A 23,076-nucleotide genomic window follows, 5' to 3' on the forward strand; every position below is an offset into this window, starting at 1 on the left:
GCTCAGGCGGCCTGCGCGACTTCGCGTTCGACAGGAAGCTCTTGCGGAACCGGAAGCGAGAAGGCGGGGACCCAGCTCAGCACCTCGTTGCCGTCGACGATCTTCGATGCAACCGACCAATCCTCTCTGAGGCAACCGCGTCCGAAGGGATAGCGATGCTCCGGCACATGATCCTTGATGCTGATCGCCTTCTGGAAGGCATAATTGATACGGGTCTTGCCTCCGTCGAGTGGCAGCGCGCAGATGAGCCTGACCGTTGCTGGGCCCGTCTGCTCGACGGCCATGATCTCCTGACCTTTCTGTCCGGTCACGCTGAACCCAAGTGCCGAATCGGGAACCGGAAAGCGGGTCGTGTCAAAGGTGATCCCGGTCGGGCTGTCGAACAGGAGATCGACCACGTTGCCCTGAACGACCATGTGCGCCAGCCTGGTGATGTGTCTCTCTTTCCCCTTCTCCAGCGCGACGAGCCGATGGGCGATCAGTTCGCCGATCAGGGCTTTGCTGTTCGCATTGAGGTGGACGGAATCCTCCAGCGCCAAACCGTAATTGGCTGCGACCAGATGCGCGTTGCGCCGTCTTGTGGCGATATCGTCGAGGCAGACCCGCGTCGCCCAGGCATTGCCGGTCGAACCCTCGGCGGTGCCGGACGCCTGTGTCATGAGCCACGTGCAGCCAAGCGACATTTCCGCAAGGACTGCTTCGGCGTCATCCATCATGGCTTCGAGGTTCCGGCGATACTCCTCATAAGGGGCGGACCTGTCGGCCTCACCATGAAAGAACGGGATGTAGACATGCCGGAGCGGTGCGCCATCGGCCTCTGCCGCGGCCTTGATCTGGCGGATATCCTCGATGAAGCCTTCGAAGATCGCGGATCGGGTTCCATCGAGGTTGAGGTGAATGCCCGGGGTGACGCGACCATTGCGGTCACGCGCGATCAGGGGGCACCCGCCCCGCGCGGCACTGCGCACGATCACACGTTCCAGCGACACATCGTGCGTCATCTGATCCAGAACGGTGCAACCGATCGCGGCGCCGATGGATTGTATCTTGCTTTTCGGGTCATAGGATGGATCGAAGCCAGTGATCGGTTTGATCCGTTCCCGTCCACGCCAACCCTGGAAGCTCCGCCCGTCGTTGGGGACAACGCAGCGCGGATTGTCGAGAAATGGCACCGGCAGGCTGGGACCGGCGTTGTGCGCGTCCGCATTGGATTGCCCGAACAAAATGACCAGAATAGAAGACGTTTTCATTTGCCCCTCCGAACCTTTCAAGATCGTTGGGATTGTTTCTATTTTGGGGCTGGGGCGGCTTATTGTCTTGAATTGGGAAACTTTCGGGCTCGATCCCGTGCGCTCTGTATGTTGTATGCCTTTGCCGCTCAAAGTCTACATGATGCGTTGGTGATGGGAACAAACGCGAAGTTAATTCCAATTTGAAAACAATTACCCCCGAGGATTGTTTCCCCGGGGGTTCTTTGTGTCCAATTCGCGGCAATTGGGGCGCGATTGGGGCAGTTTTCTACATTTCGGAGAGGTCGACGCCCTCTACGTCGATGCCGTCCGTGATATCCGAAGCCGTGACACTCAGGCTGCCGGTGCCGTCATCTTCCTGAACGGCTTCGATGCCGGTGTCGTCGCTATCATCATTGTTGCCGGTGGTGGTGCCGGTCACGTCGACCCTGACATCGCCGTCGCCCTCTTCCTCGAAGACGAAGCCCTTGCCGCCGTTGTCCGTGGACGTCGCGCCCACGACGGTCGAGACGACGTCTCCACCATCTTCTTCGGAATTCTTGAACCCGTCATCGGCGTTGCCGGAGGCGCGCGTGCCGATCACTGTGAGATCGATGCCGCCTGCGCCGGATTCGTCGTAGTCGTTCCCTTCGTCTAGGTTGCCGGTGATCGCACCGCCGATGAGGACCGCATAGAGAGAGCCATCGCCGGATTCGTCGATGTCGAACCCGTCATCCACGTCGATCGCGAATTCATAGGCCTCGACCGAACCGTCATCATACAGATCGACCGCGCGCTCGAAGCAACCGTCATCGGGCGAGCCCATGATCGGACCGGGAATGCCGGCCTCGTCCTGCTGGCCTTCCTCGAACTCGGCCTCGTCAACGTCGGGCATGAAGCCGGCAAGAAGGTCTGGGTTGCAATAGCCGCCGTTGTCGACGAAATCGCTGTTGATCGCGGTCACGACGACGTCGCCGGCCTGTCCTTCGTCAAGTTCGACCCCATCGGCGCCGACATTGGTGAAGGTGCTGCCGGTTGCAAAGAACTGGACACCGCCCTCGGCACGCTCGTCGACGCGGACCCCGTCGGCATCGAATTTGCCGTTACCTGCATCGTCGACGACCACATTGACGAGATGCACCCGGATCGAGGCGGGCGAGCCTTCGCCGTCGCCCGTCGCCCCGCCACCGCATGCGTCAGCCAGCGAGCAGTCCGAGACATGGATACCGTGATTGGCCACGCCCGAGACGGTGACGTCCGACAGCATCAGCGAAACCGTCCCCGTCTGATCGTCGCGCACGTCGACGAAGATGCCCTTGCCGGCGATGCCGTCGGAATCGGCGCGCGCCTCGATGCTGTATCCGCCAGGGCCCGCGAAATTCAGGCCGGCGATCGTCAGGTCAGCACCATTGGAGGCGGTCAGCAAGGTGACATCCTGCGCCGTGCGCACGGTCTGCCCTGAGCCGATGATCTCGAGCGGGTCGCTTCCTTCATAGACGAGGCCTGTATCGACCGAGATATCGTCTTGCGTCAGGATCACGACCCGCGACGCCGCGCCGGTCTGCGCAGCCTGTGCGAGCGCCGCGCGCAGCGTGCCCTCGCCGGTATCGGCGGTTGTGGTGACGAAAAAGGGTGTTTCAGCCTGGGCGAGACTGCCCAGTGCGATGGCGGCGGCAGTCGTCAAAAGGCGGGAGCGGAGCATTCGGGTATCCTTGTCTTGGCAAATGATCTGTTGCCCCGCCCCACTAGGATGCCATTGTAACGGGAGAACAAAGCTTTCATGACAGTCTTGTTGCACTGTCCCGGCTTTGCCTGTCGCTCTTGGCCCTTGCGCAAAAGGGTCATCGTCGCTATGAAACGCGCGTCAAGCAGGCGGGAAACGCCTCGGGATCGAGCAGGGTCGGGACTTCCCGGCCCTGATTTTGTTGCCGGGCCCCGTGACCGACCAACCTCGTGAAAGACCGGCGGAGACAACCGCACGGCCGGAAAAACATCGTAAAGGAAATCAAAAGCCACATGGCTCAGAACGCATCCATGGAGGAATTCGAAGCCCTCCTCAACGAAAGCTTCGAAATCGACACGCCCGCCGAAGGCAGCGTCGTCAAAGGCAGGGTCCTCGCCATCGAGGCGGGACAAGCCATCATCGATGTCGGCTACAAGATGGAAGGCCGCGTCGATCTCAAGGAATTCGCAAATCCCGGTGAGGCCCCCAACATTTCGGTCGGTGACGAGGTCGAAGTCTTCCTGCGCAGCGTCGAGAACGCCCGTGGCGAAGCCGTCATCAGCCACGAGATGGCCCGCCGCGAAGCAGCCTGGGACCGTCTGGAAAAGGCCTATGCCGACGAAGAGCGTGTCGAAGGCGCGATCTTTGGCCGGGTCAAGGGTGGCTTCACCGTCGATCTCGGCGGCGCTGTGGCGTTCCTGCCCGGCTCCCAGGTCGATGTGCGCCCGGTGCGCGACGCGGGCCCGCTCATGGGTCTCAAGCAGCCGTTCCAGATCCTCAAGATGGATCGCCGCCGTGGCAACATCGTTGTGTCGCGCCGTGCCATCCTCGAGGAAAGCCGCGCCGAACAGCGTGCCGAGGTCATCGCGAACCTCACCGAAGGCCAGACGGTCGACGGTGTGGTCAAGAACATCACCGAATACGGTGCGTTCGTTGATCTGGGCGGTGTCGACGGCCTGCTGCACGTGACCGACATGGCATGGCGCCGCGTCAACCACCCGTCCGAGATCCTGTCGATCGGTGAAACGGTGAAGGTCCAGGTCATCAAGATCAACAAGGACACCCACCGCATCAGCCTCGGCATGAAGCAGCTGCAGGACGATCCGTGGGATGCGGTCGAAGCCAAGTTCCCGCTGGAATCGGTGCATACCGGCCGCGTGACGAACATCACCGATTACGGTGCATTCGTCGAACTTGAGCCCGGCGTCGAAGGTCTGGTTCACGTGTCGGAAATGTCGTGGACCAAGAAGAACGTCCATCCCGGCAAGATCGTCTCCACCTCGCAAGAGGTCGAAGTCATGGTCCTCGAGATCGACACGGCCAAGCGTCGCGTCAGCCTTGGTCTCAAGCAGACCCAGCGCAACCCGTGGGAAGTCTTTGCCGAGACCCATCCCGAGGGGACCGAGGTCGAGGGCGAGGTCAAGAACATCACCGAATTCGGTCTGTTCATCGGCCTGCCCGGCGACATCGACGGCATGGTGCACCTCTCCGACCTGACCTGGGAAGGTCGGGGCGAAGACGTCATCGGCGATTTCCGCAAGGGCGATATCGTCAAGGCCAAGGTGTCCGAAGTCGACGTCGAGAAGGAGCGTATCTCGCTCTCGATCAAGGCGCTTGACGGCGACCCCTTTGCCGAAGCCGTTGGCGGCGTGAAGCGCGGCTCGATCATCACCGTCGAGGTGACCAAGATCGAGGATGGCGGCATCGAGGTGGAATACGAAGGCATGAAGTCCTTCATCCGCCGCTCCGACCTGTCGCGTGACCGTGCCGAACAGCGCCCCGAGCGTTTTGGCGTGGGTGACAAGGTCGACGTGCGCGTCACCAACATCGACAGCAAGACCCGTCGTCTGGGCCTGTCGATCAAGGCGCGCGAAATCGCCGAGGAAAAGGAAGCGGTCGAGCAGTTCGGCTCCTCCGATTCCGGCGCATCGCTGGGCGATATCCTCGGCGCGGCCCTCAAGGGCAGCGACGACTGATCGATCCGGTCTTTGTGATACAGGAAACGGCCCCGCCAAGTGCGGGGCCGTTTTCGTTTCGACCTGTCAACCGGCGCGCTAGAGCATTCGACCGCCAGCCGGGCCAGGACCCCTCGCATTATTGTGGATGCGTGGCTGACCGGGCAGCTGTTGTCCTGATGCCGATGGCGGGAGCTGTTGTGGCACATGTCACCGCGTCAACCAAAGCCGTCGGCGCCATTGGGTGCGGGACGGTTGCAGCGCGAAGAAGATCAGCCGCCCTGTCGCCCCGAACGGGCACGATACCGGGTGAGGCAAGCGGTTCCTGCGCCGCCCGGAGGGGGGAACTGGGCTCGTTCCCGTGCTCTGAATCTTTGCGGTATAGGCGAATTTTCGTGGCAATTCGAAAGGCTTCCTGTTTTTCATGGCGACGTGCCCGGCAATTGTGATAATTCGAAACAGTCAGGACGCGCGGAATGCCTGCCAGCTCCGCGCAGGTCGAGATCAAGGGGATGCAGATGATCAGGTCCGAACTCATTCAAAAGATCGCCGATGAGAATCCGCATTTGTTTCAGCGGGACGTGGATCGGATCGTGTCGACCATCTTCGACGAGATCACCGAGGCGATGGCCAATGGCAACCGGGTAGAGCTGCGCGGTTTTGGCGCCTTTTCCGTAAAACGTCGTGACCCCAGGATAGGCCGCAACCCGCGCACGGGTGAGGCGGTCGAGGTCGAGGAAAAACATGTCCCCTTCTTCAAGACCGGGAAACTTCTGCGCGACCGCCTGAACGGAAATTAAGAGAGTGAAATGAAAACAATACGTTACGCCTTTTGGGCCATTGTCGGCATTTGCCTTATCATCGTGGGCCTCGCGAACCGGGGCGAGGTGACATTGCGTGCCATGCCCGAGGTGTTCGGCAACCTGATCGGCGTGTCGCCTGATATCACCCTGCCGCTCTATGTCGTGATCTTCCTTGGCGTCGCGGCGGGCCTGTTGATCGGGTTCTTCTGGGAATGGCTCCGCGAAGGCCGGATCAGGGCAGAAGCGCGTGAAAAGGGCCGCGAGGTAATTCGCCTCGAACGCGAAGTCGGCCGTCTGAGAACCTCGAAGACCGAGGGAAAGGACGAGGTTCTGGCCCTGCTCGAGTCGGCCGAATCCTCTCGCTAGGCGCCATGCGCGACATCCGTATCAAGATTTGCGGCCTGCGAACGGCCGAATCGGTTGCGGCTGCCTGCGAGGCGGGCGCCGCCTATCTGGGGTTCAATTTCTTTGACCGCAGCCCGCGATCCGTGACCATTGACGAGGCGAGAGACCTTGCGGTCGACGTGCCCATCGGGGTCGCCAAGGTAGCGCTCGTGGTCGATGCCTCTGATGACATGCTCGACCAGATCGTCGGGCGCGTTCCCCTCGACATGTTGCAACTGCATGGAACGGAAAGTCCGGACCGGGTGCGGGACTTGCGGGCGCGCCATGGTTTGCCGGTCATGAAGGTCGTGGGCGTCGCTTCGTCCGACGATCTGGAAAAGCTCGATCTCTATTCGCAGGTCGCCGATCAGATCCTTGTCGATGCCAAGCCGCCCAAGGATGCCGTCCTTCCCGGGGGCAACGGCCTGACTTTCGACTGGCGCCTGATTTCCGCACGGCGCTGGCCTGTTCCGTGGATGCTCGCCGGTGGTCTGACCCCCGACAACGTCGCCGAGGCCATCGCCCTGACGGGTGCAAGGCAGGTCGATGTGGCGTCGGGCGTCGAATCCGCACCTGGCGTGAAGGACGCCGAAAGGATGCAGGCCTTCGTGGCCGCCGCCCGCGCCTGATCCAAGGGCGATTGTCCGGCATCGCGGCCCCCCGGATTTGGGTCTTTTCAAAGGGCGCAAACCATCCTATACGCGCGACTTCACAGGCCGGTACACCCTTGGAGGACTGGCCACTTACACAAAGGAAATATCCCATGGCTGGTGAGATCCCCGATCTGATCGCCACGGAACGGACGGGGACAGGCAAGGGGGCCGCCCGTCAAGCTCGCCGCAATGGCGACGTTCCTGGCATTGTTTATGGTGGCGGTGTAGATCCGCTCCCCATCAACATTCCCTTCAACCGACTGATCAAGATGCTGCGCGCAGGCCGTTTCATGGCCACGCTGTTCAACCTCAAGGTTGAAGGGCACGACGACGTGCGTGTCATCTGCCGTGCGGTCGAACGTGACGTGGTGAAAGACCTTCCGACCCATGTCGACTTCATGCGCCTGCGTCGCACGAGCCGCGTAAGCCTGTTCATTCCCGTTGATTTCATCAACGAGAAAGACGCCCCGGGCATCAAGCGTGGCGGTGTTCTGACGGTTGTGCGTCCCGAGGTCGAGCTGAGCGTCATCGCCGGCGATATCCCCGAATCGATCACCTGTGATCTGACGGGGCTGGAAGTCGGTGACACGATCAACATCTCTGACATTCCGCTTCCCGAGGGGGCAACCCCGACGATCGACCGGAACTTCGTCATCGCCAATATCTCTGCTCCGTCCGGGCTTCGTGCGTCCGACGCAGAAGCGGAAGCCGATGCCGAAGAGGCAGAGGCCGCCGAGGAGTAATCCCGGACCTTGGACAAGTGATCGAGAACGGGGCCCGTCGGGCCCCGTTTTTTCTTGTGCGTGCCTGTCTTTCGCCGTGTCGTTACATTGCGGATGTTTGATCCCGAAACGGGCGACGAAGGGGCAACAGGCGATGCACAATCCGGACATCAGGCAACGGCATCCGTTTTCGTGATCATGTCGCCTGACCCACAGCCTGTATCCCTCGGGCGGCTTGCCCGGGCCTTCGGTCGGATCGGCCTGCTCTCATTCGGCGGACCGGCAGCGCAGATCGCGCTCATGCACCGCGTTCTGGTGGACGAAGAGGCATGGATCACCGAGCGTGATTTCACCGCTGCGCTGGGCTTTTGCATGATGCTGCCCGGTCCCGAGGCGATGCAGCTTGCCACCTATGCCGGCTGGCGGCTGCGCGGGACGGCAGGCGGGCTGATCGCCGGAACCCTGTTCGTTCTGCCCGGCGCGCTGATCATCTTTGCGCTTGCGGCGGCCTATGCGGCCTATGGCACGGTTCCCCTCGTCGAAAGCCTGTTTCTGGGGATCAAGGCCGCGGTTCTCGTGATCGTGGTGCAGGCCCTGATCCGGCTGACCGGGCGGGCCTTGCCCACGGTGGGGCACAAACTGGCCGCTCTGCTGGCTTTCGCCGCGATCTTCGTGCTGGCCCTTCCGTTCCCGCTTGTCCTCTTGTTCGGTGCGGTGTGGGGGGTGACACGCGCGCGCCGGGATGACGCCCGGCCCGCGGCCAAGCCTGTTCGCTTCGGACAGACGCTCAGGACTGTCATCCTCGGGGTGTTGATCTGGGCCGGGCCTCTGGCCCTTGTCACCTGGGCCACCGGGAGCGCGCTTCTGGGCGAGATCGCCCTGTTCTTCTCGTGGCTGGCCGTTGTCACCTTTGGCGGGGCCTACGCGGTTCTGGCCTATATGGCGCAGGAGGTCGTGGCGGGGCAGGGCTGGATCAGCGCGGGCCAGATGTTCGATGGTCTGGGTCTGGCCGAAACGACCCCGGGGCCGCTGATCCTTGTGACGCAGTTCGTGGGCTACCTCGCAGGCCACGGGACAGGGGGGGCCTGGATGGGGGTTCTGGCCGGTCTTGTCACGCTCTGGGCCACGTTCGCGCCGTGCTTTGTCTGGATTTTCGCGGGCGCGCCATATCTCGATCAGCTTGGTGCGTCTGCGCGGCTGAGGGGCGCGATGGAGGGTATCACCGCCGTTGTCGTGGGCGTGATCCTGAACCTTTCGGTCTGGTTCGCGCTGCACGTGACCTTTGCCGAGGTCGCGCGCACGGGCCCTGTCGGGCTGTGGTGGCCTGACTGGTCGACGCTGGATTGGCGTGTTCCCATCCTCGCCGCGCTCAGCGCGGTGCTCGTGTTCCGCCTGCGCATACCGATCTGGGGCCTTCTGCCGGTTGCGGGCATTTGCGGGGCCCTGCTTGGCGGGATATAGCGGGGGAGTTCTCGCGGAGGATCGCATGAAGATATTCGCAGGCCTCGGAAACCCGGGCGACAAATACGCCGGCAACCGGCACAACATCGGCTTCATGGCCGTCGACCGGATCGCGGAAGATCATGGATTCGGGCCATGGCGCCAGAAATTCCAGGCGCTTGTCTCGGAAGGGCGGCTGGGGTCGGAAAAGATCATCCTCCTGAAGCCGCAGACCTTCATGAACCTGTCCGGTCAATCGGTTGGCGAGGCGCTGAAATTCTACAAGCTCGAGTCCACCGACCTGACCGTCTTTCACGACGAGATCGATCTGGCTCCCGGCAAGATCAGGCTCAAGGCGGGGGGCGGTCACGCGGGCCATAACGGGCTGCGGTCGATCCACAGTCACATCGGCCCGCATTATGACCGGGTCCGGCTGGGCGTTGGTCATCCGGGCCACAAGGATGCCGTTCCGGGTTATGTCCTGCGCGACTTTGCCAAGGTGGAGCAGGAGTGGCTGGACGACCTGATGCGCGGGATTTCGGACGGCGCGGCGTTTCTTGCCGATGGTGACGGGGCAAAATTCCTCAACGCGGTTGCCTTGCGGATGAACCCGGCGCGCAGCGGCACGGGCAAGGCCCATTCAACGGGGGCAAACCCTGCCCCCAAGACCACCGCCCCTCCGAAAGCCGAAGATACGCCCAAGGCAGATGTCTCGTCCGAGGAGGATAGTCGAAGCCCGCTGCAGAAGCTGGTCGACAGGTTCCGATGATCGGCGACCGCCGCCTGAAAGAGGCTTTCGCGGATCAGGCACGCGCCTGCCGCAGCCTAGGCTCCCCATTCATGGGGCAACTGTGCGATCTGTTGTCCGAGCGGCTGCAACGGGGCACGCCTCTGGCAGACCGGCTCTTCGACTGGGACGGGTTGCTCGGCCCGCGGGATGCGTCGGTTCCGTTGCGGCTGTGCGGGGCGCTTCATGCCCTGCGGCTGCAGGGCCATGCAGGGCTCGACGCGGTTTATCCGCCCGCCACGGTGAAGCTGTCCGAACTCTGGTCGGCGGTCGAACTGGCGCTGAGCGATGAGGCCGAGTTCATCGGGCGTTTCATCGACAGCGCACCCCAGACGAACGAGGTCCGGCGCTCGGCGGCGATCATCCCGGCGGCTCATGTGGCGGCGGGACGTTTCGGGCTGCCGATGGATGTTGCGGAGTTGGGGGCGAGTGCCGGGCTCAACCTCATGTGGGACAGGTTTCGCCTTGATGCAGGCGGAACCCTTCTCGGCCCGGACGATCCGGTTCTTGAACTTGCCCCGCATTGGACGGGGCCGGCCCCCGACCCACAGCCAGTGCAGATTGCGCGCAGGGAAGGGGTCGATCTCAACCCGCTTGATCCCCGCATGGCAGAGGGCCGCCTGCGACTGATGGCCTATCTCTGGGCGGATCAACCGGAACGGCTGGAGCTGACACAGGCCGCCATCGCGGCGGCCGAGGCCGAGGTGACCCGCGCCGATGCGATCGACTGGCTCGAGAGGTGGTTGCTGAGACCGTCCATCGGGCGGCTGCGCTTCGTCTACACCACGATCGCGTGGCAATACTTCCCGTCTGACAGTCAGGCCCGGGGCGCCCGCATGATCGAGGCGGCCGGTGCCAAGGCCACCGATCAGACCCCGCTTGCGTGGTTTTCGATGGAAAACGATGGCACGCAGCCCGGCGCCGTTCTGACGCTCAGGCTCTGGCCCGGTGACGTGGTTCTGGCCCTCGGGCGCGCCGATTTTCATGGCCGCTGGATCGACTGGTCGGGAGAGGCCTGACACGGCGCGAGTTTGTGCTAGGGTTGGAGAGACCCACAGCAATGACGGAGGCCCCGAAATGGAAAAGGATCCATCGATCAACGTCCTTGGCGGACCTCTTGCCCCCTGTTCCTATGAGCCTTTGACCGGCTTTTTCCGGAACGGGGCCTGCGACACCTGTGCCGAAGACAGGGGAAGCCATACCGTCTGTGCCGTGATGACGGCCGAGTTTCTCGCCTTTTCGAAATACGTGGGCAACGACCTGTCGACACCACGGCCGGAGTTCGGCTTTGCGGGGCTCAAGCCGGGGGATCACTGGTGCCTGTGCGCAAGTCGCTTTGCCCAGGCCCATGACGAAGGGTGCGCGCCCAAGGTCAATCTCGTCGCCACACATCGGAACGCGTTGGATATCGTTCCTCTGGAGGTTCTGGAAAGCAACGCGATGGGAGAGAGTTAGCCTGCCGCCCGCGTCGTTTCGATCTGTGGCGCTGCCTCTGTCTCTCCGATTTTCGGCCCGCCGACGGGGCCCTCCATCAGGTCTTCGATGAACAGCGACAACAGTTGCGGGCGGCCGGAAACGCCTGCCTTGCGATAGATCGCATTGGTCTGGGCCTTGACCGTGCCGTCCGATGTTGACCGAAGTGCAGCGATCTCCTGGATCGACATGCCCTTGATCGAGAAAAGCGCGACATCCCGTTCGGCCGGGGTAAGACCCCACTCGGTGAACCGTTCCTGCAAAAGCTCACCGAAGGCCCCCGACGCGGCGCGAAGTTGCGCCTCGACGCGGGCGGTGCGGGCCAGGCTCCGCCGCAATGCCACAGCCCCCAGTGCACTGCCGAGGACCAGCCCGACAGCGGCACCGATCTCGATGAACTCGTAGAGGGTCCATGGGACCGGGGCCCAGCCCAAGAAGGAACTGAACGTGTTCAACAGGAACAAGATCGCACAGATGCCTTGCACGATCAGAACGATGACTATTCCGTAGGGTCTGCTCACCGGTTCAACGGCCCGTTACCGGACCTTTGTCCTTCAGTCATCATCATCGTCATCATCCCTGTCGTCCCTGTCGTCCCCGTCATCGTCGTCATCGCGATCGTTGTCCCGATCGTCATCATCGTCGCGCCTGTCGTCATCGTCATCGTCATCGTTATCGTCATTGCTCGCCGGGGCAGGACTGCTGCCGGCGTCGTCATTATCATCATCATCGTCGTTCGGCGAGGAGGGAGAGGGAGCCGTGCCGGTGCCGCCCGAAGAGCTGCGGGGATTGATCAGGCGATTGCCGTCGTCATCATCATCGTCGAGGTCTCTCCAATAGTCACGCAGGATAACGCCTGTCGTCGGGTCGAACACGATTTCTCGCCTGAGAGATGAGCTGGTGGCTTGAATCCGGGTGCGGCCCAGCAGGGTTCTGCTGACGGAGATATTGGTAAAGCCTTGTTGGCTGAGTTGGGAGATGATCGATTCTTCGGCCGTCTGAGCGAAACTCGCCCCGGGGAAAAGCCCCAGGGCGAGCGCGACGGCCAGTTTAAGGGAACGTTTTGACATGGCCGTTGTTTCCGATCTCAACTCTTAAAGTGAATAGGGACGAGAGCTGCGACCGGAATTCCAGCCGACTCAATCGTCGTCATCGTCGTCGTCACGGTCGTCGCGATCATCGTCGTCGTCATTGTCATCACGGCCACCACGATCGTCGTCATCGTCATCATCATTGTCGTCGTCGTTATCGTCGCGGCCGCCGCGATCGCCGTCATCATCATCGTCGTCACGGTCGTTGCGGTCATCATCATCGTCGTCGTCACGGCCACCACGATCATCGTCATCATCATTGTCATCGTCGCTGTCGTCAAACCCGTCGTCATCGTCGTCGTCGACGAAGTCATCGCTTTCCGTGCGGATCTGGATTCCGGGCGAGGTGTCGTCATCGGAAGAGACGCGTTCGACCTCGCTCTTGATCAACTCGCCGGTGCTGTTGTCATAGACATATTCGACCTTGGTGGTGCCGCGAATGGCCTCGACCTTGATCTGGGTCGGGCCCTCCTTGATTTCGATCCGGGTAAAGCCCTGGGCCTGAAGTTGACTCACGATCTGGTCAGTTGAGGATTGCGCGAAGGCAACGCTGGCGGCGATTGCGATGGCGGCGGTGGTGGTCAGAAGCTTGAGTTTCATTTGGACATGTCCTTGCTTGTTAAGTTGAGCAGGCAACGACCCGAGAGGGTGGCACGCCGCCTTGGGGTCGATGGATGCACGACCATCGCCGACGTCTCTATTGATCACGGGTTTAGCTTCGGTGCGATAAACCGGGGAACGAGAGGCATAAACCCGGGTTTAGATGCCTGTTTTCGTGGTCAGAACCGGTTGTTCGGTTCAAGTTGCTGCGCCCTATGTGCCTGTCCGCAAGGAAGAAACGGCGGCATAAACGAAAAAGGGCCCCGGTTGGGGCCCTTCGATATTTCCTGATCCTGCCGATCAATCCGCGTCGCGGCCCTCGGTATCGGACATGTCGAAACCCAGATGTTTGGCCACGGTGAATATGTCCTTGTCGCCCCTGCCGCACATGTTCATGCAGATGATGTGGTCCTTGGGCAGCCCCGGAGCGATCTTTTTGACATGGGCCAGAGCGTGCGAAGGTTCGAGCGCGGGGATGATTCCCTCGGTCTCGCAGCACAGCTGGAAGGCGTCCAGCGCCTCCCGGTCGGTGATCGAGACGTATTTGGCGCGTCCGATCTCGTGAAGCCAGGAATGCTCGGGCCCGATGCCTGGGTAATCGAGGCCGGCCGAAATCGAATAGCCTTCGAGGATTTGCCCGTCATCATCCTGAAGCAGGTAGGTGCGGTTGCCGTGCAGAACGCCCGGGCGTCCCCCCGTCAGAGAGGCGCAATGTTCCATCTTTTCATCGACGCCCCGGCCACCGGCTTCGACGCCGATGATCGAGACCTCCTTGTCATCGAGGAAGGGGTAGAACAGGCCCATCGCATTCGACCCGCCGCCAATCGCGGCAATGATCGTATCGGGAAGGCGGCCCTCGGCCTCCATCATCTGTTCCTTGGCTTCCTTGCCGATGATCGACTGGAAATCGCGGACCATCGCCGGATAGGGGTGCGGCCCTGCAACCGTGCCGATGCAATAGAACGTGTCGCGCACATTGGTGACCCAATCGCGCAGCGCATCGTTCATCGCGTCCTTCAGCGTGCCGCGGCCGGAGGTGACGGGGATCACCTCGGCGCCCAGCAACCGCATCCGGAACACGTTCGGCGCCTGCCGTTCGACATCATGCTTGCCCATGTAAACGACGCATTGCAGGCCGAACTTTGCGCAGACCGTAGCGGTCGCCACGCCGTGCTGACCGGCGCCCGTCTCGGCGATGATGCGTTTCTTGCCCATGCGGCGGGCCAGAAGGATCTGCCCCAGAACGTTGTTGATCTTGTGCGCGCCGGTATGGTTCAGCTCGTCGCGTTTCATATAGACCTTGGCCCCGCCAAGCCGCTCTGTCAGCCGTTCGGCATGATACAGAGGCGAGGGGCGGCCCACGTAATGCTTCCAGAGATAATCCATCTCGGCCCAGAAGCTGTCATCGGTCTTGGCCCGTTCGTACTCGGCCTCGAGCGCAAGGATCAGCGGCATCAGCGTTTCCGAGACGAACCGTCCGCCGAAATCGCCAAAGCGGCCCTTTTCGTCCGGGCCGGTCATGAAGCTGTTGATCAGGTCGTCGGGCATGGTGCGTCCTCCTCGGCGGGCATCCCGATCATCTAGCGCCACGCGACCTTGGGGTAAAGCGGCGAGGCGCGGGATTCAGGCCGCGGCGCGCAACCACAATGCCGCATAGGGCGCGACGTGCAGGGCGCCATCTTCGACAGGGGCAGTCTCGCCGCTCAGGATATCAAGGAGGGTGGCGCCCGCGTCGATCCCGCACAGGGTCAGGGGAACTGCGATCGAGGTCTCGGTGAAATTGAACAGGCAGGTCAGCGTCCGGTCGTCGGCGGGCCGCGCAAAGGCGAACAGGCCCGAAAGGCCGGTGTCGATCACATGTGTCGGCACATCCGAGGCCAGTTGGGGCGCCGCCTTGCGGGTGGCCATGATATGGCGCGTACCCTCGAGGATGCGCGCGGCGGGGCCTGTCGTCGTCTCGGTCGCCGGCCAGTCCATCACGGGGCGGTGCATCCAGCGCCCGTCATCGGCTAGGGACGGATCATCGAGATAGGACCGGTCGTTCAGCATCCCGATCTCGTCGCCCATGTAGATCAGCGGAATACCACCATAGCTTGCGATCAGGGCGTGCCCCATCAGGATGCGGCGGATCGACAGGTCAATCTGGTCGGGGTCATTGCGTTCGAGAGCGGCCTCGAGCCCTGCGAGGGACGCGAAGGACCCGTTGGTCCGCCTGTCGCCCGTCTCGGGGTTCGACTGGAAATCCGCACCCCGGGCGAAGGACATCGGAAAGGTGCCGTTATAGAAATCCGCGAGGAACCGGCGATGGTCCTTGGCTTCCATCCCCGGGATCGCGGCCGTGTCCTCGGGCGTGATCGCCCAGCCGATATCATCGTGGCACCGGATATAGGTGGCCCATGTCGCGCGGCGAAAACTTTCGGGGAATCGGCTGCCCATCACATGGGTCATCAGCCGCGTGTCGCGCGAGGCCAGCGCGGACCAATACTGCACCATGAGGCTGTTCTGATAGGCAAGGTTGGACACCTTCCCGGCATAGCGCCCTGTGCCCAGATAGGGGACCAGATCGGCGGGCGCCACGATCGCCTCGGCCTTGTGGATGACGGCGGGTGCCGACACCCGGATCGCCTGAACCAGCGCCTTGAGGATGTCATGCACCTGCGGCAGGTTCTGGCACCCTGTCCCGAGTTTTTTCCACATGAAGGCCACGGCATCGAGCCGGAAGATCTCGACCCCCTTGTTGGCGAGGAACAGCATCGTGTCGAGAATGGCGAGGAAAACCTCCGGGTTTTCCCAGTTCAGATCCCATTGGTATTCATTGAATGTCGTCCAGACCCATTTCCCGGTCGGACCGATATCGGGGTAGAAGGTGAAGTTACCCGGGGCCTGATCGGGGAAGATCTCGACCAGCGTGCGCTCATAGGCCTTGGGCAGGCGGTCGTCGTCGAACATGCGGTAGAAGGCCTGATAGAACGGATCGCCGTCGCGGGCCTTCACGGCCCAGTCGTGTTCCTTGGCGGTGTGGTTCAGGACCATGTCGATGCAGGGGCTGATCCCGCTGGCGCGAAGCTGCATCGCGGTCATCTGGAATTCGGCCATGGTGCCGAGGTCGGGATTGATCTCACGGTAATCCTCGACCGCATAGCCGCCATCGGATGCACCGGGGCGCGGCTTGAGGCAGGGCATCATATGGGCATAGGTCACGCCCAGGGATTTCAGATAGGGTATCTGCGCCGCGATGTTGCTGACCCGGCCCGCGAACCTGTCGATGTAGAAGACATAGGCCACCATCTCTTCGGAGAGGAACCAGTCGGGATTCAGATCGCGTTCCAGATCAAGAAGGCGCAGATCGGTGGGCCGCTCCTGCCAATGGCGATCCAGCAGACCACGAAGCCGGTCGAGCAGGGGGTCGATTTCGGTGTCACCACCATAAAGGCGACCCAGCGGACCGATCAGTTCCTTGCGGGCGCGTCGCCAGCGCAGGGCGAACAGGCGGTCGTCCGAGATGCCCGGCGCCGTCCCCGCCGGTCCCGGGTCCGACGTTCCTTTGCCTGATTTTCGGACGCGCTTTGCCATTTCGACCCCGGCTCCTGAACGGTCGAGCCTAGTCTGCAAGCTGGGGTCGCATCAAGCGGGTCAGGCCCAGTCGCCTGCGAAATCCCGGGGAACAAGCAGAATGTCGCGGTCGACTTCCTCGATCGTTCTTCGGCCGCAAAGCGCCATCGAGGTGTCGAATTCCTTTTGCAGGATTTCCAGCGCCTTCGTCACGCCCTGCTCTCCCATCGCGCCAAGCCCATAGATGTAGGACCGGCCGATCATCGTGCCCTTTGCGCCCATCGCAATCGCCTTGAGCACGTCCTGACCCGAGCGGATGCCGCTGTCGAGCCAGACTTCGGTCTGATCGCCAACCGCCTCGACGATCGAGGGCAGGACGCGGATCGACGACAGCGCACCATCCAGCTGTCGTCCGCCATGGTTCGACACGATGATCGCATCGGCGCCGATCTGGACGGCCTTCTTCGCATCTTCGGCATCGAGGATGCCTTTCAGAATCAGCCTGCCGCCCCACTTTTCCTTGATCTTGGCGATCTTTTCCCAATCAAGGCGCGGGTCGAACTGCTCTTGTGTCCAGCTCATCAGGCTGTTGAGGTTCGATACCCCCTTGGCGTGGCCCACGATGTTGCGGAACGTGCGGCGATGGGTGCCCAACATGCCGATCGCCCATTCCCACCGGGTGGGAAAGCCGATGTCGATCATGTTCTTGAGGGTGAGCCGGGGCGGGGCATTCAGGTCGTTCTTGAGGTCCTTGTGCCGCTGCCCGAGGATCTGCAGATCAAGCGTCAGGACAAGCGCATCGCAGCCCGCATCCTTGGCCCGCCTGATCATGTTGTCGACGAATTCCTCGTCCTGCATGACATAAAGCTGGAACCAGAACGGCGCCTTGGTCGCGCGGGCGACATCTTCGATCGAGCAGATCGACATGGTCGACAGGGTGAACGGAACGCCGAACTTCTCGGCGGCGCGGGCGGCCTTGATCTCGCCATCGGCGGTCTGCATTCCCGTCATCCCTACCGGGGCAAGCGCCGTGGGAAACGCCACGTCCCGCCCGGCCATTTTCGTGGCGGTTGACCGGTTCGACATGTCGACGGCCACGCGTTGGCGCAGGCGGATCTTGTCGAAATCCGAGGTGTTCTCGCGGAATGTCTGTTCCGTCCAGCTGCCGCTTTCGCAATAGTCGAAGAACATCTTCGGGGTCTTGCGCTTGTGAATGCGCTTGAGGTCTTCGATGCAGGTGATGACGGTCATTTGCAGGGCTTTCGGCGGGATTGGTTAGGTTTGCTTACCAATGCGGTGACTTCCTGACAAGAAGCGCTGATGCCGCACGATCTTAGTCGAGGGCGACCCGGATCCCGCCGTGGACGACCCAGATCAGCAGAAGAACCGCGATCACCGGAAAGCACAGCCACATGTCGAAGAAGAGGTCCAGCAGAAGACCGGTCATCGTCCCGGCATTCTGATCAAGAAGCGGAGCGGTAAGCCCGGGCGCCACGCTGGCCAGATCGAACCGGGCCCAGTCCCCTTCGCGGAAGCGATAAACGATTTCAGCGGCGATCTGGATGATCGGGGCCAGAACCATCAACACCATCGACAAGCCCGCCACGAAACCGAAGTACCGCCTGAGAACGTTCATGCCCTGTGCGCACCTTCGGCAAGATCGGCCACAAACTTCAGCACGTCCGCCGGGCTGTCCTTGCGGGCGATCCGTTCAACGATCGCCGACCCGACGACGGCGCCATCCGCCACCGAGGCGATCGCTTCGGAGGCTTCGGGCGTCTTGATCCCGAACCCCACGATGACCGGCAGATCGGTCGACGCCTTGATCCGGGCAACCTCGGGTCCGACATCGGTCGCCTGCGCGTTGGCCGCCCCCGTGATCCCTGTGATCGAGACGTAATAGACAAAGCCCGAGGTGTTCTGGAGCACCTTTGGCAGCCGCGCGTCATCGGTTGTGGGCGTGGCCAGCCGGATGAAGTTGAGCCCGGCCTTCTGCGCGGGAATGCAAAGTTCGTCATCCTCTTCGGGCGGAAGGTCCACCACGATCAGCCCGTCGATGCCGGCCTCTTTCGCATCGGCAAGGAAGGTGTCGACCCCGCGATTGTAGATCGGATTGTAATACCCCATCAGAACGATCGGTGTCGTGTCGTCGATCTTGCGCAGGTCGCGGGCGATCTGGAGCGTCTTTTCCAGCGTCTGCCCACCGGCCAGCGCGCGTTGGCCAGCCAGCTGGATCGTCGGGCCATCGGCCATGGGATCGGTGAACGGCACGCCCAACTCGATCACGTCGACGCCCGCGGCCGGCAGGCCAAGCACGATCTCTCGCGAGGTTTCATAATCGGGATCGCCGGCCATCACATAGGCCACGAACGCCTTTTTCCCCTCTTGTTTCAGGGTTTCGAACTTGGCGTCGATGCGGGTCATATGGGCCTCCGGATCTGGTTCGGCCCGGTTTGGCCCAAAACAGGCGTCGGTGCAATGGATCTTGGCCCAACGGTCGTTCGCCACGCATCGGCCGATAGACGCGTGCTTGCCCGGCCCTGCGTCTAGGTTCACCTTGCGACCGGGCGGTTTCGCCCATAGAAGCGCGGCAAATCTTGATGGGAGTGCCGAAATGGGTTTCAGGATGGGTATCGTCGGATTGCCGAATGTCGGCAAGTCCACGCTTTTCAACGCGCTGACCAAGACGGCGGCGGCGCAGGCGGCGAACTTCCCGTTCTGCACGATCGAGCCGAATGTGGGCGATGTGGCCGTGCCCGATGCCCGGCTCGACAAACTCGCCGATATCGCGAAATCGAAACAGATCATTCCCACCCGGATGACCTTTGTGGATATCGCCGGGCTGGTGAAGGGCGCCTCGAAGGGCGAGGGGCTTGGCAATCAGTTCCTCGCCAATATCCGCGAGGTGGATGCCATCGCCCATGTGCTGCGCTGCTTCGAGGATGGCGACGTCACCCATGTCGAGGGTCGGGTCGATCCGGTCGCGGATGCCGAGGTGATCGAGACCGAACTGATGCTTGCCGATCTCGAGAGCATCGAGAAACGGCTTCAGAATATCGTCCGCAAGGTGCGCGGCGGAGACAAGGAAGCCGTCGAGCATGAACGGCTTCTGAAGGCCGCGCAAGCGGTTCTCGAAGAAGGCAAGCCCGCCCGCACCGTCGAGGTGGCCGACGAAGACATCAAGGCATGGAAGATGCTTCAGCTTCTGACATCGAAGCCGGTGCTCTATGTCTGCAATGTCGAGGAGGAGTCGGCGGGAACCGGCAATGCGCAATCCGCGAGAGTGGCCGAAATGGCCGCGGCCGAGGGCAATTCCCATGTCGTCATCTCGGCCAAGATCGAGGAAGAGATCAGCCAGCTTGATGCCGACGAACAGGAGATGTTCCTGGCCGAGATGGGGCTGGAGGAACCGGGTCTCGACCGGTTGATCCGGGCCGGCTACGAGCTTTTGAACCTTCAGACCTATTTCACCGTCGGGCCCAAGGAGGCCCGCGCCTGGACGATCCGGCAGGGAACGTCGGCCCCCCAGGCGGCTGGTGTGATCCATGGCGATTTCGAGAAGGGCTTCATCCGGGCCGAGACGATCGCCTATGAGGATTTCGTGGGGCTCGGTGGCGAAGCCGCGGCCAAAGAGGCTGGCAAGATGCGCGCGGAGGGCAAGGCCTACATCGTCAAGGATGGCGACGTGATGCACTTCCTGTTCAATACCTGACGAAGGCCAAGGGCCGGTCCCACGCCATGCTTTGACGCCCGTCAGGGCCGGCAGATGTCCAAAACCGGGAATATATAGACAATTGTAGCTTTTGGCGTGGTGCTTAACCTCGCCAAAAGCCTTGGCTGAGATGTTGCCTCCGTAGCCAGAAGGAGGCCCTAGCCATGAAGTATTTCCTGCTCACGGCGGCGCTTGGTGCCGCATTCGCCCTTCCGATTTCGGCTGTCGCGCAGGCGGTGCCGAACCCAGCCTTTCAGCCGGTCGAGTTGACGCCGATCGCGCATTCCGATGCCACGCTGACCATCGTCGACAGTGGCGGTGTCGAACATGTCTATGGCCCTACCGAACTGGAGGGGCTGCCAACCTATGCGCTCCGGACGACGACGCCATGGCGCGAAGAGCCGGCCCTCTTCGAGGGCGTGCTCCTAGTGGATCTGCTTGCGCGTCACGGGCTCGATCAGGTCGAGGGTGTCTTTGTCCTTGCCGAAAACGACTATGTCAGCGAGATCGGCCGTGCCGCCTGGGAGACCGGTGCGATCATGATTGCAACCCGCGTCGATGGCCGGCCCCACAGTCGACGCGCGCGTGGTCCGATCCAGTTCGTGGTCCCGATGCAGGTTCTCGAATCCGAGGAGGCCATCACGACCCAGCATCTCGTCTGGATGGCCGCCAGGATCCGTTCCGCCGATTGAACCGGTGCAGCATGCAGCATTTGGATCAGTTCATTTCAAGACTTCTTGACGGATTGGCGTCGCGGTTCGGCGTGACTGTTCTTGCAACGATTTTCGCCCTGATCTCGGCCAGCAGCATCCTCTATGTCGCGAGGTCGACAGATCTTCTGGGGGAGGCCCGAAAGATCATCGACGGCCCTTCGATCCGAAATGGCGCCATCACGGTCTCCGATCTCTATCGCGTGACCTCGATCGTGAACCGGGCTGCAGCCGAGGGCGCGTTGAACGACGATTTGCGTTCGGAATTCGAGGTCGCCCTCGATATCCTCTTTGTCCGGGCAGACACTCTTCAAGGGATCATGGAACAGAACGATGTCCCGGAAGAGGGGCTTCGGGCCCTGTCCAGTCTGTGGAATGTGATCGATCTGGCGGACGCCGCCCTTGGCGCCGGCGTCGACGATACAGCGGATCTTGCCCGTGACCTGGATGAAGCGGCCGCAGATGCCCATGCGCATCTGATCCGATATCTCGAGGACAAACATAACGATCAGGCTGCGGCCTTTGCCGGAACGGCCGGCTCTCTCGGCGAGATGGCCCGACGGCATTCGACGTTCATCGCGCTCAATCTGCTGGTGGCGGTTACCGCGCTTTGCCTCTTGCGCCGGGAAGTCATTGCGCGGCGGTTGCGCAGCGCGGCCGAAGGCAGGGTGGCGCATCTCGCCTACCATGATTCCCTGACCGGCCTGCACAATCGGGCATGGTTCACAGACCGGCTCGAAGAGCTTTTCGACAGGTCCGAGGGTCTTCGTCAGATCGGGCAGGGACGCCGGTGGTCGCTCGTCTACCTTGATCTCGATGATTTCAAGCAGATCAACGACCTTCACGGTCATCAGGCCGGTGACGCCGTCTTGTGCCGGGTCTCCGAAGGTGTTCGCCGTATCGCCGAAGAACATGGCGGCTGTGCGGCCCGACTTGCGGGTGATGAATTCGCGTTGTTGCTTCCCCTCTCGCATCATCGCACTTTGGAAAGGTTTGCCGCCAAGCTGATTCCCCAGGCGACTGTCCCGATCGAGCATTCCGGAAGCCGGATCCTGCCACGCCTGTCGATCGGCATCGCATCGGCGGCCAAGCTCGCCGAAACAGAGGTCGTCTCATCGGCAAGCCTCAGCCGCGCCGCCGATTTCGCCCTTTACTGCGCCAAGGAGGAACCGGGACGCGGCAAGATGCGGCAATTCGATGATGATATGGCCCTTCGGTTGTCACAGCGGCGGGCCCGGCTGGATGCGCTGGAACAGGCAATCCTGAACGAGAACCTCGAAGTCTGGCTGCAGCCCAAGATCGTGCTCGCCACTGGCGCTCATGTCGGCTTTGAAGCGCTGGTCCGCTGGCGGCATGAAGGCGACCTGATCATGCCGATGGAATTCATCACTCTGGCCGAAGAAAGCGGCCTGATCATCGAGATCGATCGTTTCATGCTACGCGCGGCAACCCGTGCTGTCGCGGAGTGGAACGCCCGTCACGGCAAGGACGTATCGGTCAGTATAAATCTGTCAGGCCGTCACATCTCTTCACCCGATCTCGAGTCGCATGTCGCGGCCGCGATCGAGGCATCGGGTCTGCGCCCGGAACAGCTGACGCTCGAACTGACCGAAAGCGTCGAGGTGCGCGACTGGGGCGCGGTGTCGAAAAAGCTGAACAGACTGAGGGAGTTGGGCTGTCGGCTGTCGCTTGATGATTTCGGAACGGGATATTCCTCACTTGGGTATCTCAGACAGATGCCGACCGACGAACTCAAACTCGACAAGAGCTTTGTCACCGATCTCGAGACTTCGGCCGTCGCCCGCGAGATCGTTGCATCCGTCGTCGACATCGCGAGAACACTTGATCTCGGCGTCGTGATCGAAGGGATCGAGACCCTGGCCCAGGCACAGATCGCCGAAGAGCTCGGCTGCGCTGTCGGTCAGGGCTATTTCTTCGGCCGCCCCGTCCCGGCAGGACGCTGCCTGCCACCTGGGATCCCGGACGACCAGATCACCAATTCGTCCACCATGTCACTGCCCCGTCTTTACCGACAAAACTGACAGGACGCGCGCAATCATTGGCGCCCTCACCAGTGGCTCCGACCCTCCCGGGCTGTCTCCTTCGAAAATCCCGCGTCTACTGCCTCGGTTTTTGCCTTGTTTCCCGCGCGCCCCCCCGATAAACGGATCGACGGAGACGTGGCCGAGTGGTCGAAGGCGCTCCCCTGCTAAGGGAGTAGGCGGGAAACCGTCTCGAGGGT

22 protein-coding genes are annotated in these 23,076 nt (G+C 62.1%); 12 read left to right on the top strand and 10 right to left on the bottom strand.

The genetic code is table 11. From position 1 onward, the window contains the following. Positions 1 to 2: 2 nt before the first annotated feature. Together EP376_RS20510 and EP376_RS20515 are read right to left on the bottom strand one after the other, a co-directional pair. On the bottom strand, positions 3 to 1,250 hold the full coding sequence (locus EP376_RS20510) for a hypothetical protein (RefSeq protein ID WP_127657384.1): 1,248 nt from the start codon (positions 1,248 to 1,250) through the stop codon (positions 3 to 5). 268 nt (positions 1,251 to 1,518) lie between these two features. Continuing rightward, a complete protein-coding gene (locus tag EP376_RS20515) occupies positions 1,519 to 2,931 on the bottom strand; it encodes a hypothetical protein (protein WP_127657385.1) in 1,413 nt (470 codons plus the stop codon). A gap of 290 nt (positions 2,932 to 3,221) precedes the next feature. On the opposite strand from EP376_RS20515, the gene rpsA reads away from it, so the two are divergent. The 9 genes from rpsA (at position 3,222) to EP376_RS20560 (ending at position 11,151) form a co-directional block, all read left to right on the top strand. After that, complete coding sequence (gene rpsA / locus EP376_RS20520) at positions 3,222 to 4,928, top strand: 30S ribosomal protein S1 (RefSeq protein WP_276317308.1); 1,707 nt, start codon at positions 3,222 to 3,224, stop codon at positions 4,926 to 4,928. Between the two features lie 497 nt (positions 4,929 to 5,425). After that, on the top strand, positions 5,426 to 5,707 hold the full coding sequence (ihfB, locus tag EP376_RS20525; protein ID WP_127657402.1) for an integration host factor subunit beta: 282 nt from the start codon (positions 5,426 to 5,428) through the stop codon (positions 5,705 to 5,707). A gap of 9 nt (positions 5,708 to 5,716) precedes the next feature. Continuing rightward, entirely contained in the window at positions 5,717 to 6,076 is a 360-nt protein-coding gene (locus EP376_RS20530) for a lipopolysaccharide assembly protein LapA domain-containing protein (protein WP_127657387.1), read from the top strand. Between the two features lie 5 nt (positions 6,077 to 6,081). Beyond that, positions 6,082 to 6,723, top strand: a complete 642-nt coding sequence (locus tag EP376_RS20535; RefSeq protein ID WP_127657388.1) for a phosphoribosylanthranilate isomerase — start codon at positions 6,082 to 6,084, stop codon at positions 6,721 to 6,723. A 134-nt stretch (positions 6,724 to 6,857) separates the two neighbouring features. Then, a complete protein-coding gene (locus EP376_RS20540) occupies positions 6,858 to 7,490 on the top strand; it encodes a 50S ribosomal protein L25/general stress protein Ctc (protein ID WP_127657389.1) in 633 nt (210 codons plus the stop codon). A 93-nt stretch (positions 7,491 to 7,583) separates the two neighbouring features. Then, a complete protein-coding gene (gene chrA, locus EP376_RS20545; protein ID WP_338068415.1) occupies positions 7,584 to 8,930 on the top strand; it encodes a chromate efflux transporter in 1,347 nt (448 codons plus the stop codon). 25 nt (positions 8,931 to 8,955) lie between these two features. Next, complete coding sequence (pth, locus tag EP376_RS20550) at positions 8,956 to 9,678, top strand: aminoacyl-tRNA hydrolase (RefSeq protein ID WP_127657390.1); 723 nt, start codon at positions 8,956 to 8,958, stop codon at positions 9,676 to 9,678. After that, entirely contained in the window at positions 9,675 to 10,715 is a 1,041-nt protein-coding gene (locus EP376_RS20555; RefSeq protein WP_127657391.1) for a DUF2332 domain-containing protein, read from the top strand. Before pth ends, EP376_RS20555 begins: the two co-directional genes overlap by 4 nt. Positions 10,716 to 10,773: 58 nt before the next feature. Further along, positions 10,774 to 11,151, top strand: a complete 378-nt coding sequence (locus tag EP376_RS20560; RefSeq protein ID WP_127657392.1) for a DUF2237 family protein — start codon at positions 10,774 to 10,776, stop codon at positions 11,149 to 11,151. Here EP376_RS20560 and EP376_RS20565 read toward each other — a convergent pair. From EP376_RS20565 to trpA, 8 genes are all read right to left on the bottom strand, one after another. Further along, on the bottom strand, positions 11,148 to 11,690 hold the full coding sequence (locus EP376_RS20565; RefSeq protein WP_127657393.1) for a helix-turn-helix transcriptional regulator: 543 nt from the start codon (positions 11,688 to 11,690) through the stop codon (positions 11,148 to 11,150). The two genes, EP376_RS20560 and EP376_RS20565, sit on opposite strands and share 4 nt — an antisense overlap. Before the next feature lie 33 nt (positions 11,691 to 11,723). Continuing rightward, positions 11,724 to 12,260 (bottom strand): PepSY domain-containing protein, encoded by a 537-nt coding sequence (locus tag EP376_RS23230; protein ID WP_203331052.1) that lies wholly within the window; start codon positions 12,258 to 12,260, stop codon positions 11,724 to 11,726. 48 nt (positions 12,261 to 12,308) lie between these two features. Beyond that, the gene (locus EP376_RS20580) at positions 12,309 to 12,860 is read right to left on the bottom strand and encodes a PepSY domain-containing protein (RefSeq protein ID WP_127657394.1); all 552 of its coding nucleotides are present in this window, start codon (positions 12,858 to 12,860) and stop codon (positions 12,309 to 12,311) included. Between the two features lie 300 nt (positions 12,861 to 13,160). Next, positions 13,161 to 14,408 carry a tryptophan synthase subunit beta gene (gene trpB / locus EP376_RS20585; protein ID WP_127657395.1) on the bottom strand — a complete coding sequence of 416 codons (1,248 nt, stop codon included), beginning with the start codon at positions 14,406 to 14,408 and terminating at the stop codon, positions 13,161 to 13,163. A gap of 75 nt (positions 14,409 to 14,483) precedes the next feature. Next, positions 14,484 to 16,433, bottom strand: a complete 1,950-nt coding sequence (locus EP376_RS20590; RefSeq protein WP_127657396.1) for an alpha-amylase family glycosyl hydrolase — start codon at positions 16,431 to 16,433, stop codon at positions 14,484 to 14,486. Positions 16,434 to 16,493: 60 nt separating this feature from the next. Beyond that, entirely contained in the window at positions 16,494 to 17,663 is a 1,170-nt protein-coding gene (locus EP376_RS20595; protein WP_127657397.1) for an alpha-hydroxy acid oxidase, read from the bottom strand. A gap of 82 nt (positions 17,664 to 17,745) precedes the next feature. Further along, a complete protein-coding gene (locus EP376_RS20600; RefSeq protein WP_127657398.1) occupies positions 17,746 to 18,048 on the bottom strand; it encodes a hypothetical protein in 303 nt (100 codons plus the stop codon). Continuing rightward, the gene (gene trpA, locus EP376_RS20605; RefSeq protein WP_127657399.1) at positions 18,045 to 18,836 is read right to left on the bottom strand and encodes a tryptophan synthase subunit alpha; all 792 of its coding nucleotides are present in this window, start codon (positions 18,834 to 18,836) and stop codon (positions 18,045 to 18,047) included. Before trpA ends, EP376_RS20600 begins: the two co-directional genes overlap by 4 nt. A gap of 190 nt (positions 18,837 to 19,026) precedes the next feature. Here trpA and ychF point away from each other — a divergent pair, with 190 nt between their 5' ends. From ychF to EP376_RS23535, 3 genes are all read left to right on the top strand, one after another. Then, positions 19,027 to 20,124, top strand: coding sequence for a redox-regulated ATPase YchF (gene ychF, locus EP376_RS20610; RefSeq protein ID WP_127657400.1), 1,098 nt, complete (start codon positions 19,027 to 19,029; stop codon positions 20,122 to 20,124). A gap of 164 nt (positions 20,125 to 20,288) precedes the next feature. After that, entirely contained in the window at positions 20,289 to 20,816 is a 528-nt protein-coding gene (locus tag EP376_RS23085; RefSeq protein ID WP_164745014.1) for a hypothetical protein, read from the top strand. 11 nt (positions 20,817 to 20,827) lie between these two features. Then, complete coding sequence (locus EP376_RS23535) at positions 20,828 to 22,876, top strand: putative bifunctional diguanylate cyclase/phosphodiesterase (protein WP_164745015.1); 2,049 nt, start codon at positions 20,828 to 20,830, stop codon at positions 22,874 to 22,876. The last annotated feature ends 200 nt before the right edge of the window (positions 22,877 to 23,076 follow it).

The sequence above is a fragment of the Alexandriicola marinus genome, assembly GCF_004000435.1.
GTDB classification, from domain to species: Bacteria; Pseudomonadota; Alphaproteobacteria; order Rhodobacterales; family Rhodobacteraceae; genus Alexandriicola; species Alexandriicola marinus.

Coding starts and splice junctions, on each gene's coding strand:
- EP376_RS20540 (WP_127657389.1), top strand. CDS start 6,858: ATGGCTGGTGAGATCCCCGATCTGATCGCCACGGAACGGACGGGGACA.
- EP376_RS20590 (WP_127657396.1), bottom strand. CDS start 16,433: ATGGCAAAGCGCGTCCGAAAATCAGGCAAAGGAACGTCGGACCCGGGA.
- ihfB (WP_127657402.1), top strand. CDS start 5,426: ATGATCAGGTCCGAACTCATTCAAAAGATCGCCGATGAGAATCCGCAT.
- chrA (WP_338068415.1), top strand. CDS start 7,584: ATGTTTGATCCCGAAACGGGCGACGAAGGGGCAACAGGCGATGCACAA.
- EP376_RS20560 (WP_127657392.1), top strand. CDS start 10,774: ATGGAAAAGGATCCATCGATCAACGTCCTTGGCGGACCTCTTGCCCCC.
- EP376_RS23085 (WP_164745014.1), top strand. CDS start 20,289: ATGAAGTATTTCCTGCTCACGGCGGCGCTTGGTGCCGCATTCGCCCTT.
- EP376_RS20510 (WP_127657384.1), bottom strand. CDS start 1,250: ATGAAAACGTCTTCTATTCTGGTCATTTTGTTCGGGCAATCCAATGCG.
- EP376_RS20515 (WP_127657385.1), bottom strand. CDS start 2,931: ATGCTCCGCTCCCGCCTTTTGACGACTGCCGCCGCCATCGCACTGGGC.
- EP376_RS20595 (WP_127657397.1), bottom strand. CDS start 17,663: ATGACCGTCATCACCTGCATCGAAGACCTCAAGCGCATTCACAAGCGC.
- trpB (WP_127657395.1), bottom strand. CDS start 14,408: ATGCCCGACGACCTGATCAACAGCTTCATGACCGGCCCGGACGAAAAG.
- EP376_RS23535 (WP_164745015.1), top strand. CDS start 20,828: ATGCAGCATTTGGATCAGTTCATTTCAAGACTTCTTGACGGATTGGCG.
- trpA (WP_127657399.1), bottom strand. CDS start 18,836: ATGACCCGCATCGACGCCAAGTTCGAAACCCTGAAACAAGAGGGGAAA.
- EP376_RS20535 (WP_127657388.1), top strand. CDS start 6,082: ATGCGCGACATCCGTATCAAGATTTGCGGCCTGCGAACGGCCGAATCG.
- EP376_RS20555 (WP_127657391.1), top strand. CDS start 9,675: ATGATCGGCGACCGCCGCCTGAAAGAGGCTTTCGCGGATCAGGCACGC.
- EP376_RS20530 (WP_127657387.1), top strand. CDS start 5,717: ATGAAAACAATACGTTACGCCTTTTGGGCCATTGTCGGCATTTGCCTT.
- EP376_RS20600 (WP_127657398.1), bottom strand. CDS start 18,048: ATGAACGTTCTCAGGCGGTACTTCGGTTTCGTGGCGGGCTTGTCGATG.
- ychF (WP_127657400.1), top strand. CDS start 19,027: ATGGGTTTCAGGATGGGTATCGTCGGATTGCCGAATGTCGGCAAGTCC.
- EP376_RS20580 (WP_127657394.1), bottom strand. CDS start 12,860: ATGAAACTCAAGCTTCTGACCACCACCGCCGCCATCGCAATCGCCGCC.
- pth (WP_127657390.1), top strand. CDS start 8,956: ATGAAGATATTCGCAGGCCTCGGAAACCCGGGCGACAAATACGCCGGC.